The sequence below is a fragment of the Bordetella sp. 2513F2 genome (assembly GCF_054642735.1).
In genome coordinates this window covers 3,017,017-3,030,128 of the sequence record NZ_CM137755.1, presented here as the reverse complement: position 1 = coordinate 3,030,128, position 13,112 = coordinate 3,017,017, and the positions used below count along the sequence as shown (strand labels likewise).

The 13,112-nt window shown below is 69.8% G+C and carries 13 protein-coding genes; 10 read left to right on the top strand and 3 right to left on the bottom strand.

Annotated features, from left to right (window positions below):
* Position 1: 1 nt before the first annotated feature.
* From ACYBYQ_RS14400 to ACYBYQ_RS14390, 3 genes are all read right to left on the bottom strand, one after another.
* Positions 2 to 544 carry a MarR family winged helix-turn-helix transcriptional regulator gene (locus ACYBYQ_RS14400; protein ID WP_459614891.1) on the bottom strand — a complete coding sequence of 181 codons (543 nt, stop codon included), beginning with the start codon at positions 542 to 544 and terminating at the stop codon, positions 2 to 4.
* 29 nt (positions 545 to 573) lie between these two features.
* The gene (locus ACYBYQ_RS14395; RefSeq protein ID WP_459614890.1) at positions 574 to 2,124 is read right to left on the bottom strand and encodes a collagen-like triple helix repeat-containing protein; all 1,551 of its coding nucleotides are present in this window, start codon (positions 2,122 to 2,124) and stop codon (positions 574 to 576) included.
* Between the two features lie 335 nt (positions 2,125 to 2,459).
* Entirely contained in the window at positions 2,460 to 4,172 is a 1,713-nt protein-coding gene (locus tag ACYBYQ_RS14390; RefSeq protein WP_459614888.1) for a ShlB/FhaC/HecB family hemolysin secretion/activation protein, read from the bottom strand.
* A gap of 411 nt (positions 4,173 to 4,583) precedes the next feature.
* On the opposite strand from ACYBYQ_RS14390, the gene ACYBYQ_RS14385 reads away from it, so the two are divergent.
* The 10 genes from ACYBYQ_RS14385 (at position 4,584) to ACYBYQ_RS14340 (ending at position 13,111) form a co-directional block, all read left to right on the top strand.
* Positions 4,584 to 5,390, top strand: coding sequence for an MHYT domain-containing protein (locus ACYBYQ_RS14385; protein ID WP_459614887.1), 807 nt, complete (start codon positions 4,584 to 4,586; stop codon positions 5,388 to 5,390).
* A gap of 113 nt (positions 5,391 to 5,503) precedes the next feature.
* Positions 5,504 to 5,695, top strand: a complete 192-nt coding sequence (locus ACYBYQ_RS14380) for a Flp family type IVb pilin (RefSeq protein WP_459614885.1) — start codon at positions 5,504 to 5,506, stop codon at positions 5,693 to 5,695.
* Between the two features lie 19 nt (positions 5,696 to 5,714).
* Complete coding sequence (locus ACYBYQ_RS14375; protein ID WP_459614884.1) at positions 5,715 to 6,224, top strand: A24 family peptidase; 510 nt, start codon at positions 5,715 to 5,717, stop codon at positions 6,222 to 6,224.
* Entirely contained in the window at positions 6,185 to 6,631 is a 447-nt protein-coding gene (locus ACYBYQ_RS14370; RefSeq protein ID WP_459614883.1) for a TadE/TadG family type IV pilus assembly protein, read from the top strand. Before ACYBYQ_RS14375 ends, ACYBYQ_RS14370 begins: the two co-directional genes overlap by 40 nt.
* 8 nt (positions 6,632 to 6,639) lie before the next feature.
* Positions 6,640 to 7,134 carry a TadE/TadG family type IV pilus assembly protein gene (locus ACYBYQ_RS14365; protein ID WP_459614882.1) on the top strand — a complete coding sequence of 165 codons (495 nt, stop codon included), beginning with the start codon at positions 6,640 to 6,642 and terminating at the stop codon, positions 7,132 to 7,134.
* Positions 7,135 to 7,157: 23 nt separating this feature from the next.
* The gene (cpaB, locus tag ACYBYQ_RS14360; protein WP_459614881.1) at positions 7,158 to 8,072 is read left to right on the top strand and encodes a Flp pilus assembly protein CpaB; all 915 of its coding nucleotides are present in this window, start codon (positions 7,158 to 7,160) and stop codon (positions 8,070 to 8,072) included.
* A 52-nt stretch (positions 8,073 to 8,124) separates the two neighbouring features.
* The gene (locus tag ACYBYQ_RS14355; protein ID WP_459614880.1) at positions 8,125 to 9,492 is read left to right on the top strand and encodes a type II and III secretion system protein family protein; all 1,368 of its coding nucleotides are present in this window, start codon (positions 8,125 to 8,127) and stop codon (positions 9,490 to 9,492) included.
* Positions 9,489 to 10,829, top strand: coding sequence for a P-loop NTPase family protein (locus ACYBYQ_RS14350; protein ID WP_459614879.1), 1,341 nt, complete (start codon positions 9,489 to 9,491; stop codon positions 10,827 to 10,829). Before ACYBYQ_RS14355 ends, ACYBYQ_RS14350 begins: the two co-directional genes overlap by 4 nt.
* Before the next feature lie 12 nt (positions 10,830 to 10,841).
* Positions 10,842 to 12,194, top strand: coding sequence for a TadA family conjugal transfer-associated ATPase (locus tag ACYBYQ_RS14345; protein WP_459614878.1), 1,353 nt, complete (start codon positions 10,842 to 10,844; stop codon positions 12,192 to 12,194).
* The gene (locus ACYBYQ_RS14340; protein WP_459618795.1) at positions 12,191 to 13,111 is read left to right on the top strand and encodes a type II secretion system F family protein; all 921 of its coding nucleotides are present in this window, start codon (positions 12,191 to 12,193) and stop codon (positions 13,109 to 13,111) included. Before ACYBYQ_RS14345 ends, ACYBYQ_RS14340 begins: the two co-directional genes overlap by 4 nt.
* The last annotated feature ends 1 nt before the right edge of the window (position 13,112 follow it).

Here is a 13,112-nt window from a genome sequence, read left to right as displayed (position 1 = left end):
TTCAGTTGTCGAGGTCCAGCGCGTGGCGCGACTGCAGCCATGCCTGCGTGTCGTGGCGGAACGCCCGCGCGCACTGGTCCAGGAACGACTGCACCACGCGCAGCTGCTGCGCATCGAACTGGCGGCCCACGAACGCGACCTCTTCGGCCAGCGCCCGGCGTTCGCGTTCCAGGGCGGCGCAGCGCGCCGCCACGGGCCGTATCACGATGACGCGCCGGTCCAGCGGATGCCGGCTGCGCTCGACGTAGCCGGTCGCTTCCAGCCGGTTGATGAGCGCGGTCGTGCCACCCCAGCTGATGCCCAGCAGCTGGGCCAGTTGCCCGGTGGGCAGGGCATCGAATTCCTGCACGATCTCCAGCGCCTTGAGTTCGGCCAGCGTGAGGCCGAGCTTTTCCGACATCGCGGCCTGATTGGCCGAGAGGTACACCGACAGGGTCCGGCAGATCAGGCCCGAAATGTCGGCGATCGGCGTGGTGCCGGCATGGACGTCGCTACCCCTCTCGGGCCCGGGATCGCAGAGGGGAATGGGGTCGGATTCAAACATGGAGTTGCTCCGTGCCATGGGGGAACCGATTACCTGAGGCCACCGGTCAGGCCGCCCAGCAAGCCGCCGAGCAGGCCGCCGCCCGTTCCGGTGCCGGTGCCTTCGTTGCCGCCCAGGGCGAGGGCGCCGGTGACGCCACCGAGCAGCCCGCCGAGCAGCCCGCCTTGGGCCGCGCCGCCGGAACCGCCGGCCGAGCCCGTAGTGCCACCCGTGGTGCCGCCCGTGTTGCCGCCCGTCGATCCGCCCGTGGCGCCTCCCAGCGTGCCGGTGACGCCGCTCAACAGGCCGCCCAGGAGTCCGCCGGCTGCGCCGGTCCCGGCCTGAGGCGCACCGCCGGCCACGCCGCCCAGCAGGCCGGCCACCGGAGCCAGCAGGCCGCCTTCGGCTGCGCCTCCGGTGAGGCCGCCAAGCAGGTTCCCCGTGATGGGGCTCAGCAGGCTGCCTTCCCCTGCCAGCCCGCCGGTGAGCGCCGCCACGCCGGACGTGGCGCTGCCCAGCACGGCGCCCAGCGGATTGGCGTTGGCCGGATCGGCATGCAGCAGGCCGCCTGCATGGGTCACGGCGTCGCCGACGCCTCCAAGCAGGCCGCCTACGCCCAGCGCGTCATTGCCCGGCAGGCGGGTGCCGGCCTGGGACAGCGCACCGCCGACGCTGGAAAGCAGGCCCGAGACGGGTTCGCCCAGGCGGGTCTGGGCACCCACGCTCTGGGTGAGGTCGGTGACCGAGCCCGCCACCGGGCTCACTACCGGATCGAGCGCGGCTCCGACGCCGCCCAGCGGCGCGGCCAGGCCCAGGCCGGCCACGTTGTCGAGCGCGGCGCCCGTATTGCCCAGTGCGGGCTCCAGGATGGGCTGGCTGGGGCCACTCAGCAGTTGGCCCGTCAGGCTGCCGGCGAGCTGGTTGACCGGCTGCAGCAGGCCGCCTTCGCCGGCCAGGCCCGCAGTCAGTGCGCCGACGGCGCCGGTGGCGTTGTCCAGCACCCGCGTCAGCGGCTGGGGGTTGGCGGGGTCGGCGTTGAGCAGGCCGCCCACGCTGGCCACCGTATCGCCCACGCCGCCGACCAATCCCCCCACGCCGGACGACAGTCCGCCCGGCAGGCCGGTGCCGACCAGCGTGTCGCCCAGGTTGCCCACGGTGCCGCCGACCTCCTGCAGCAGTCCGTCCGCCGGGGCGCCTATGCCGGTGGCCGCGCCCACCTGTTGCGTCAGGCCGGTCACGGCGTCGACCACGGGCGCCACGCTCGGATCCAGCGCCGCACCCACGCCGCCCAGCGCATCGCCCAGGCCGGCCGGAACCAGGTTGTCCGCGGCATTGCCGGCATTGCCCAGCGTGGTCTCGAGCGGTCCGGCGGCGGTGGGGGTTTCCGGGTTCACCGGATTGCCCGGATCGCCAGGATTGACGGGCGTGCCCGGATCGACCGGAATCACGGGCGGATTGCCCGGCAGGACCGGGTCTCCCCCGGCGACCCTGCTGCTGCCGCCCCCGCCGCCACAGCCGGCCAGCGCGGCTGCCAGCAGCAGGGCGGTCAGCGGCGCGACGCGGCGGCGAGAAGCATTACGGGGTTGGGTGTGGTCGAACATGGCGAGCTCCTGTGAGTTGTATTTCAGGCCGTCCTGGCGGCCTGTTGCAGCCCACTCATGCACAATCCGTGCCAACTTCGCGGCCGCCATGCCGCCGGCGGGCACCCTGCGTGTCAGGAGCCGGGTAAAAATCCAGGAATATCAGGGGCTTGTCGGCAAATGCCAGGAATCGCCAAGTGCGCAAATTCCCCATCCGGACGATAGATCCGCCCTGCCGAATGTGATTTTTCTGCGAATATCGCCCGCGTGTTACGGGTAACGTTACCCCGATGTAACGTTACGTGGGCGGATGGGGACGACGGCGCCCACCGCGCCGGCGCGCCCCGCAGACATGCTCAGAGCGCGTCGTAGAAAACCGAGTAGTTGGCGTTGAAGCGCAGGCCGCGGTCGGCGTCGTAGGGGCGCGATCCCACGGGTTGCGCCATGTTGAAGTCGAACAGGTAGTACTTGTCGTCGGTGAACCGCAGCCCCAGCGCCACCGAAGACAGGTGCCTCCGGTTGAGGGCCTGCAGCGCCGGGTCGTTGTACCAGGTGCGCGCGTAGTCCACGAGCGCATACGGCTGCACGGCGGCCACGTAGCGCCATCCGGTGGCGACGCGCCGGTTCAGTTCCATCGAGGCGCCGAGGCCCTTGTCGCCGCTCTGGTCTCCCTGGGGGTAGCCCATGGCGTAGCGCCAGCTGCCGTACGACACCTGTTCCGAGCTCGGCAGCCGGTCGGCGCTGTACTGGCCGCTGGCGGCCAGCACCAGGCCCAGGCCGGCCGGCAAGGTGAAGGACTGCCGCGCCGAGAGATTGAAACGCGTGAAATCCAGGTCTATGTCGGGCGTGGCCGAATACCCGTAGTTGCTTTCTATGCTCTTCTGTGCGCCGGCCGCGTCGAAACCCTTGGATACGCTCAGCGTGATGTCGGTGCTGCGCGTGGGCAGGGCATCGATGTAGCGCAGCTCGGCAGTGGCGGCCCTGACCCGGGTGTTCTGCTGCAGCCAGCGGTCGCTGTCGCGCAGCGTGTAGCGGTCCTTGCCATTGACGGCGTACAGGCCCAGCGTGCCGGTCAGGGAACGGCGGTTGTCGAGGACGAAGGGGTAGCTGAGGCCCGCGCCGATGCGGTCGTTCGCGACCTTGCGGTCGAATCCCAGATACTCGAGCGCATCGTCTTCCGGCTCCGAGCGGTAGTGATAGCCGTCCACCTTGAGTGCCAGCCCGTCACGGCCCAGCGGTACGCGGGCTTCGGCCGCGTAATAGCGCACGTCGTCGGTATTGAGCGGCACGCTGCTGGTGAGCCTGACCTGTTCGCCCAGCGGCGTGAGGCTGTTGGACGAGACGTTGACCAGCGGCTGCATGCCCTTGCCCAGATCCACCAGCCCGGCGTTGGCACGCACCGCATTGCGGCTGGCCTGCAGCACCAGCTCGGTGGCGCCGTCGGCGCGGCGCGGCAGATCCAGCGCCGGCTCGATCGTGACGCCGGGCACGGTGCGCATGAGGTTGAGCACGCGCTCCAGCGTGGCGCGCGTCAGCGGCTTTTCCTGGACGAGCGGCTCGGACAGCGCCTGCAGCCGGGCCGCCGCATTGCCGATGTCGCCCTGGACGCTCACCTTGGCGACGTGGCCTTCCACCACGGTCACCACCACCAGGCCGTCCTCGAACGACTGGTTCTGCAGCAGCGCGAAGGAGAGGGGATAGCCGCGCTCACGATAAAGCAGGGTGATCTTGTCGACTTCCCGTACCAGGTCGGCGATGCGGATTTCCTTTCCCGCCAGCGGACCGAGGTAGGCGGCCACCTCTTCGAAGGGGATTGCCCTGACGCCGGATACGTCGAAGTGGCGCGGCACGATGGTCTGCGCCAGCCGGGCCTGCAGCGCCCGCTGTTCCGGAGTGGGGAGAACCTGCAGGGCCGGCGCGGGCGGTCGGGACTCGGTCGGCGGCTCGATCGGCGGGAGGGCGTCCACGGGATTGCCGCGCAGCGGCCCGTCGGCATAGGCCGCGGTACAGGAGAACAGCGCGGCCACCAGCATGGCACGCGGAGCGGCGTTCGGGCGTATGGGGGTCATGGGTGCGGTCTCCGGGCTGCGTGCTGCCGGCCTGAATTAATGTGGGCCGCATATTGCCAGCAATAGCCGGATCCGACAATTTGTTATTTATTCGCTGTTTTCTGATTGATCAGAAAATGGATAAATGTTAATAATAGAAAAGTCCGGTCTTTCATATTTCACTTTTATGTAAGAATGCGTTGGAGATATCGACACAATCACGATATTGCGTTGCATTTTTGCCGGCATTGTTCCGGAAAATCCGGGGAAAACCCTGATGGCAGACAAGTGTAAATAGATAAGACTCTGTACTCATTTCAAAACAAACGTTTGCATTTAGTCTGGCGCTGAATGCCGAGGCAAAGCATTTCCCTGGCCGGGTGCCGGCGCATGCCGGATACCCGACCGGAGATAAAGCAGGAGCGTGCCGTCGTGGCCCCTGGAGACATCGTCGTACCCGCATTCAGGCAGGTCCTGGTCCTGCTGTCATTCCTCATTGCCTTCCTGGGCGCCTATGTCGCACTGATCGCGGTGGCGCGCATTCGCGCCAGCGCAGGCAATGGCGAGAACTGGGGCGGATATGTCGCGATCGCGGCCATCTCCATGGGCGGCGTCGGCATCTGGGGCATGCATTTCATCGGCATGCAGGCGCAGCGCATGCCCTTCGAGGTGGGTTACGGCCTTTGGCCCACGCTCCTGAGCCTGGCCATGGCGGTCGCTTTCTCCGGATTCGCCTTCTGGTATGTGGGCAGGGCGCCGTTTTCCCTGGCGCGCTGCCTGGTCGGCGGTCTGTTCGCGGGGTTGGCCGTGGCCATCATGCATTACATCGGCATCGGCGCCATGCGCATGCCGGCCGTCTTCCAATGGCGTGTGCCCCTGGTGGCCGCGTCCGTGGGCATCGCCGTGGTTGCCGCCACTGCGGCGCTCTGGCTGGCTTTCAACGTGCAGCGCGAATGGCAGCGGCTTCTGGCCGCAGGCGTGATGGCCGTGGCGGTTTGCGGCATGCACTACACGGGCGCGGCGGCGGGCATCGTGGTGTGCACCGCGCCGCGCGCCTACGACGATCTGCAGGTCGGCGGGACTGCCCTGCCATACGCGGCGTTCATCGGCGCGGCGGGCGTGCTGGCGGCCATGCGCTGGCTGCTTTATCGCAGCCAGCGGCGCTATCGGGCCCGCCTGGCCGTGCGCGTGGACGGCCTCATCGATGCCGCGGTGCGCCGGGGGGTGTCCTCGCCGTAGGCGATCACCGGATTCCTGTTCGCGCATGCGAACGGATAGGGCTGCCGTTGCGGCGGTCCTGCCAGCCGGTTCCTTCGGGCCGGCGTCTTTTGTCCTTTTGAATGAGGTGTCCTATGTACGCGCAACTGAAGCAATTCTGGAACGACGAAGACGGTGCGACGGCCATCGAATACGGGCTGATTGCGGGCCTGATCGCGGTCGCGATCGTCACCGTGCTGGGTACCCTGGGGGGCCAGCTCGACGGCCTGTTCCAGACGATCAGCGACGCGCTGCCCGCAGCGGGCGGCGACGACACGACCTCGTGATCGACATCGGAGCCGCGCCTTGCCGAAAGAGGAAGTCTGGTGGATAGCGTTCCTCGCCTTCAGTGCGGCCGTCGCCGCCTGCGACCTGCGCATGCGCCGCGTACCCAACCGCCTGCTGGTGTGGGCCGCCGCGGGGCAGCTCGCATGGCTGTTCGCGTTCTCGCGCGGGGGCGCGGCGCCGGCGGGCGCGCAGGGGGGCATGGACGCGCTGGGCGGCTTCCTTCTGGGGCTGGCGTTCCTGCCGTTGTGGAACCGGCGCGTGATGGGCGCCGGCGATGTGAAGTATCTGGCCGTGCTGGGCCTGGCCGTCGGCGTGGTGCCCTGGCTTTGGGTGCTGCTGCTGGGCACGCTGGCCAGCGGCGCCTGCGCCCTGGCGCTGCTGTGGCTGCGCTGGCGCCGTCCCGGCTCGCCGTTGCGCGGGGTGCCCTATGCCGGCTGCCTGGCGCTGGCCGCCGCCAGCTTGGCGCTTATGCCGTCGAGTTCGCCCTGGTGTTCCTGGTGTTCTTCCTCGTGGTCTACGGCCTTTTGACTTACGGATTCATTTTCACCGCGCAGCAGTCGCTGAATCTCGCGGCCGACGAGGGCGCCCGCCATGCCTTGCGCTGGCCGGGCACCGGTGCCGCGGCGCAGCGGGCAGAGGGCGCGCGGCGCGAGGCCCAGCGCCTGAGCGCGTGGATCGGACGCATGGGGCAGGGCGCCGTCGCCGTCACGGTCTGCGGCCCGTCCGGCGTGCTGCAGGGCAATGGCCAATGCAGCGGGCTGCCCCTGGCCGGCGACCAGATCGAGGTGCTCGTGCGCTACGGCTACAGGCGGACCCCGCTGCTGCCTCTGCTGCCCGGCATGGCCCGCCTGGTGCCCGACACGCTGTCGGCCCGGGCCTCGGTGCGCCTGGGCGGCCCGTCGCCCGGCGCCGCGCCGGATCCCGGAGCGGCATGATGCGGCCCATGCAGCGTGTAGGCGCAAGCCGCCAGCAGGGAGCGGCTGCCATCGAGTTCGCCTTCGTCGTGATGCTGCTGCTGATGCTGGCTGTGGGGCTGGTCGGCTTCGGCGCCATGTTCTGGGCGCAGCAGAAACTCGCCAAGGCGGCGGGCGAGGGTGCGCAGGCCGCCGTCCATGCCAGCGTGCTCGGCGAAAGCGACCCGGTGCGCCTGGGCCAGCTGGCCTGCCTGGGCGTGCGCCAGGAAGCGGGCCTGCTCGCGCAGGTCCATGGCCCGCAGGCCATCGGCTGCACGCCGGTTTTCGCGTCGTGCGCCTGGCGCGATGCGTGGGGCGGGCAGCCACTGTGCGTCCAGGTCCGGGTGGCCTACGACACCGGCGGCTGGCCCTTGCTGGCGCTGGCGCAGCAGGCGGCCGCCCTGTTTCCCGGGGGCGCCGCCTGGTTTCCCCAGCGGCTGGCAGCCCATGCCACGGTACAGATCAATCAGGAATCTTCCTTATGAGTCGTCTCGCCAGAATCTCCGCCATGGCACTCGTGCTGCTGGCGCTCGTGCTGGGTTATCTGGCCTATCGTCTCGCGGTACGGCCGGCGCCGCTGCCCCCGCCCGTCACGGCAGTGGAGCAGGTTGCGCCACCGCCGCGCACCTATCCGGTGGTGGTGGCTGCCAGACCCATTGCCGCGGGCGAGCGCATCGATGCGGCCGCGCTCGAGATCGAGCGATGGCCGACCCTGCCCGCCGCGGCGCTGCCTGCAGTCGACGGGCTGGTGGGCGAGACTGCCCGCCTCGACATCGCGGCCGGCCAGCCGGTGACCCAGGCCTTGCTGGTGCGCGGGCTGGCCCGCTATCTCCAGCCCGGCGAGCGGGCGGTGACGATTCCGGTCGACGATCTGAGCGGGGTGCAGAACCGCGTGCAGCCGGGCGATCGCGTCGACCTTTTCTACGTGGTGGAGCGCGGCATCGAGGTCGCCGGTACGCAGACGCGGCTGCTGCAGTCCGCGGTGAAGGTCCTGGCCTATGGCATGAACTCGGTGGACGGTCCATCGGCCTCCGAGGACAAGCCTGCGGCCGGCCAGCGGGGCTCGCCTGCGGCACGCAACGCGGTGCTTGCCGTGCCCGTGGAACGCGTGAACGAGCTGCTGCTGGCGTCCAGGTCGGGGCGGCTGCAGATGGCCCTGCGCGCGCCGGAGGATGCGGCGCAACCTGACCCCGCGCTGTTCCCGCCACGCCTGCCGGTGCTCGCGGCGCGTCCCGGGCTGACGCCCGAGCAGCAGGCGCGGGTCCGCGATCCGGTGAACCAGGCATATGCCGGCGAGGCCTTGCCGCAACTGGCCGGGCCTGCGCCGGTACAGGAAGCCAGGCCCCGTCCGGCTTCCCCGGCGGGCACGGGCCGCAGCGTCGAGGTGGTGCGCGGCGACGCCGTGCAGCAGGTGCGCTACTGACCCCGCCCGACACGCCATGACTTCGATTTTCTTTCGCCATGCACAGGTTTTCATGAAACGCGCTCAACTCGGCATCTGGTGGTGGGTCCCGTCCGCCGCGGCGGTTTGCGCGCTGGCCTGCGGGCCGGCAGCGGCGCAGCAGGCTTCCGGCGCGGCGCCGGCCGCGGGGACGTCCGCGCCGGCGGCGCGCGAACTGGTGTTGGCCGTCAAGGGCCAGGAGGTGCTGCCGCTGTCGGCCACGCCCACGCGCGTCGCGGTGGCGGATCCGCAGGTCGCCGATGTGAAGGTGCTGCCGCCGGGCGCGGGCCGTCCGGGCGAGGTGCTGGTCGTGGGTCGCAAGGCCGGCACGACCGAAGTCCGCATCTGGACGCGGGGTGCGCGCGAACCCCAGCTGTGGATCGCGCGCGTGGTTTCCGACGTCCAGGCCGCGCTGGCGCGGCGGGGCGTGGGGGTAGGCGCCGCCGTCGATGCGGCGGGCGGCTATGGCGTGCTGACCGGCACGGCGCCGTCGGCCGACGTGCATCGCGGCGCCGTTGCCGCCGCCCTGGCCGCCGCCGGCGATGCCGGCAAGGTCGTGGACCTCTCGCAGATCGGCACCAGCGGCGTGGTGCAGGTCGAAGTCAAGGTCGTGGAGCTCTCGCGCTCGGTGATGAAAGACATAGGCCTGAACTTCAACGCCGACAACGGACCGTGGTCGGGCGGTGTGCAGCTTGCGCCGGACCTGGTGGCGGGGGGCTTCTTCGGCCTGGTGTCCTACCAGAGCCGGGATTTCGCCGCCTCCCTGCAGTTGCTGCAGACCAATGGCATGGCCCGCATCCTGGCCGAACCCACGCTCGTGGCGCTGTCCGGCCAGAGCGCGAGCTTCCTGGCGGGCGGCGAAATCCCGGTCCCGGAGTCCGGCGGGCTGGGCACGCAGAACGTGGTGTACAAGCCGTTCGGCATCGGGCTCACCGTGGCCCCCACGGTGATCTCCCGCGACCGCATCGCGCTCAAGGTGGCGCCCGAGGCCAGCGAACTCGACTACGGCAACGGCATCAGCCTGCACACCAGCGACGGCGGAGTCTCGGTGATCCCGGCGCTGCGCACGCGCAAGGCCGACACCACCGTGGAACTCGGCGACGGCGAGAGCTACATCATCAGCGGCCTGGTCTCGCGCCAGACGCGCGCCAGCGTCCACAAGATTCCCCTGCTGGGCGACCTGCCCGTGATCGGCGCGTTCTTCCGCAACATCCAGTATTCGCAGGAAGACCGCGAACTGGTGATCGTCGTGACGCCGCGCCTGGTCCGGCCCATCGCCCGCGGCGTGTCGCTGCCTTTGCCCGGCGGGCGGCAGGAAGCCGCCGACGGCGGGTTCAATGCCTGGGGCTATTACCTGCTGGGCCCGGTGGCAGGCCAGCAGATGCCCGGCTTTTCTCAGTGATTCCCATGAAGACACATGCCCGAGAATGGGCCGCCCTGGACAAGAGCACCTGCTTCCTTTTCTGCTCCAGAGAAGGCAGCGTGGCGCAGCAGCTGGGGCAGGCCATAGGCGACCTGGGCCTGCTGACGCAGGAAGTGCCGGCGCCCGACGACCTGGCCCGCCGCATTGCCGAGATAGACCCGCAGGTGGTGTTCCTGGACTTCACGCATGGCCCGTCGGAGCCCGGCAAGCTGCTCGCCTCCGCGGACCTGGCCCGGGTGCTGGCCCGCATCGCGCCCTCCGTGCCGCGCGTGGCGGTGGGCTATCTGTCGCAGCCGGACGGCGCCATTGCCGCCTTGCGCGCCGGCGTGAGCGATTTCGTCGATCCCTCGGTCTCGCCGGAGGAAGTGCGTGGCGTCATCCAGCGCCTGATCTCCGCGCGGCGCGACAAACCGGGCGCAGGCGTGTGCCGCAGCGTGCTGGTGGTGGGCGCGCGGCCCGGCGTGGGCAGCACCACCCTGGCCGTGCATGCGGCCGGCGTGGCGCAGGAGCGCCTGGCGCAGGCTGCGCTGGCCCGGCAGCGCAGCACGGCCAGGCCCGGCAGGCCGGGCGAGTTCATGGCGGCGCAACTGCCGCTGTCGGAGCGCGTGGGGTTGCTGGATCTCGGCTATCCGGTGGGCGACTGCCTGCTCTATCTCAACATTGCCAGCGACTTCGATTTCCTGGAAGGCGTGAAGAACCTCGAGCGGCTCGACGGCACCCTGCTCAACGCTGCGATGGCGCGCACCGCTTCGGGCATCAGCGCGATGTCGCTGCCGCGCGATGTGTCGCTCATGCGCGGCGTCTCGCCCGCGGACTCGCTGATGCTGTACGAGCGGCTGCGGCAGCACTGCGGCATGCTGCTGACCGACGCGGGAGGCTGCTCCAATCCCGAATTCGTGGCCAAGCTGGCGCGCGCTTCCAGCGAGGTATGGCTGGTCGCCGACCAGAGCGTCAGCGCGCTGGTCTCGCTGGCCGGCGTACTGCAGGATCTGGAGCAGCAGCACGTCGACAGGCAGGTTTTGCGGCTGGTGGTCAATCGCTACGACGAGCGCTACGGCATGACGGCTGCGCAGATCTCCGACCGCTTCGGCGTCCCGCTGGCGGGCACGCTGCCTGACCGCACGCTGCCGCTGATGGTGGCCACCAACCAGGGCAGGCTGCTGCACGAGCAGGCCGAGCGCGACATCTACGTGCGCGCGGTGCAGCATCTGGTGGACTGCGTCATGGCCGAGCGCGTCGCGCCAGGCAGCCGGAGCGCGGGCAGCTGGCTGGCCAACTGGCTGCCGGGCGTGCACAAGCGCATGATGATCATCTAGGGAGACCGGACCATGATTCCCACCATGGAATTCGGATCGGAACCCCAGGGCGCCGACTTCGCGGCCAGCCAGCGGTTCCAGGACGTGAAGAACCTGGCCTACGAGCACCTGCTGTCGCGCATCGAGGAACTGGGCGCGGAGTTCGGCCGCTGGACGCGCGCCGCCATACGCGAATTCGTCGACATCGAGGTTGCGGGCTTCGTGCGCCTGCGGCGGGTCGCCATCAACCAGAGCGAGATGGAGCACGTTGCGGCGGCGCTCACCAAGGAGCTCGCCGGGCTGGGGCCGCTGGAAGACCTGCTGGCCGATCCCACGGTCGAAGACATACTCATCAACGGCTACGACAACGTGTTCGTGTCGCGCCGCGGGGTGCTGGCACGCGAGAATCTGCGTTTCTCCGACAACCAGCACGTGCTGCGCATCGTGCGCCGCATCCTGGCCCCGCTGGGGCGGCGGCTGGATGAATCCAGCCCCATGGTCGACGCGCGCCTGCCCGACGGCGGCAGGCTGAACGTGGTGATCGAACCGCTGGCCGTGGACGGCCCGATGGTCTCGATCCGCAAGTTCCGCCAGGACCCGCTCAAGCCCAACGACCTGCTGGCGCTGGGCACTTTCAACGAGGAAGTGTTCCGGCTGCTCAACGCCGCCGTGGCCAATCGCTGCAACGTGCTGGTGTCGGGCGGCACCAGCTCGGGCAAGACCTCGCTGCTCAATGCGCTGGCCTTCTTCATTCCCGCCAACGAGCGCGTCGTGACGGTGGAGGACACGGCCGAGCTGTCGCTGAACCATCCCCATGTGGTGCGGCTGGAATCGCGCCAGGGCGGCTTCGACGGCGCCGGCAGCGTCTCCATCCGCGACCTGATCCGCAACAGCCTGCGCATGCGTCCAGACCGCGTGGTGGTGGGCGAGGTGCGCGGCGCGGAAGTCATGGACATGCTGCAGGCCATGAATACCGGGCATGAGGGTTCCATGGCCACCATTCACGCCAATTCGCCGCGCGAATGCCTGTATCGCATCGAGATGCTGGCCGGCTTCGCCGGATTCCAGGGCAGCGAGGACAGCCTGCGCCGCCAGATCGCCAGCGCGCTGGATTTCATCGTGCAGATCGGGCGGCTGCCCAACGGCAGGCGGCGCGTTTTGTCCGTCACGGAAGTCACGGGCATGGGCGACGGGATCATCGCCACCCAGGAACTGTTTCGCTACGAGCCGCATGTCACGCCCGACGGCGAGGAGCGGGACAGCTGGGCGAGCCTGGGCATCGTGCCGCATACCCCCAAGCTGGCGCGTGCCCGCGATGCGTTGCGCAGCGCTGCTGCCGAGCCGGCGGCGCCGGAAGGCGGCGGCTTCTGGAGCAGGAGGCGCTGATGCAGGCGGCCACGGCCCTGGCCCTGCTGGCCGCCCTGTTGCTGGTCGGCGCGCTGCTCTTGTGGCAGTACGCGGGAGCACGGGAGCGGCATGCCGCCTCGTCCGCGCACCTCGCCCGGCAGCTCGAGCGGATCACCACGCGCGAGGCGGCGGCGGATTTCTCGGCGCGTCCGGCGGCGATGCCCGGGGGCGCCTGGGGAAGGGTGCTGCTGCGCGCCGGCATCGCTCCCACGGCGCGCTTCTACACGCTGCTGGCCGCTCCGCTGGTCGTGCTGCCCCTGCTCGCCGCCTGGCTCGGCGGACCCTTCTCCGCAGGCGCCGCCCTGCTGCTGACGGCGCTGCTCTCCTGCTTCCGCATCTGGTACCTGGCCGACCGGCGCCGCCGTCGCATGGTGGACCAGCTGCCTGCCTTCCTGGACGCCGTGGTCCGGCTGATCACCATCGGCAACAGCGTGCAGTCGGCCTTCCAGGGCGGGCTGTCCGGCGTGGCTTCGCCCTTGCTGGAGGTGCTGCAGCGCGCCGATGCCCTGGCGCGCTCCGGCAAGGACCTGGATGCTGCGCTGTTGCACGTGTCGCGGCTGTACGGGCTGCGCGAGCTGTACCTGGTTTCGGCGGTGATCTCGCTGGCCCTGCGTTTCGGCGGGCGCAGCGACCAGGTGCTCGAGCGCATGGCAGCGTTCATGCGCGATCTCGAGCACGCCCGCAACGAACTGTCCGCCATGTCCGCCGAGGTGCGGCTGTCGGCCTGGATACTGGCGCTGCTGCCGATGGGCCTGGCGCTCTTCATCATCGTATTCAACAACAGCCTGTTCATGGGCATGTGGAACGACCCCGTCGGCTTCCGCCTGCTTGTGGCGGCTGCGGCATTGCAGGCAGGCGGCTCATACTGGCTGTACCGCATGGCCCGCGCGGTGTAGG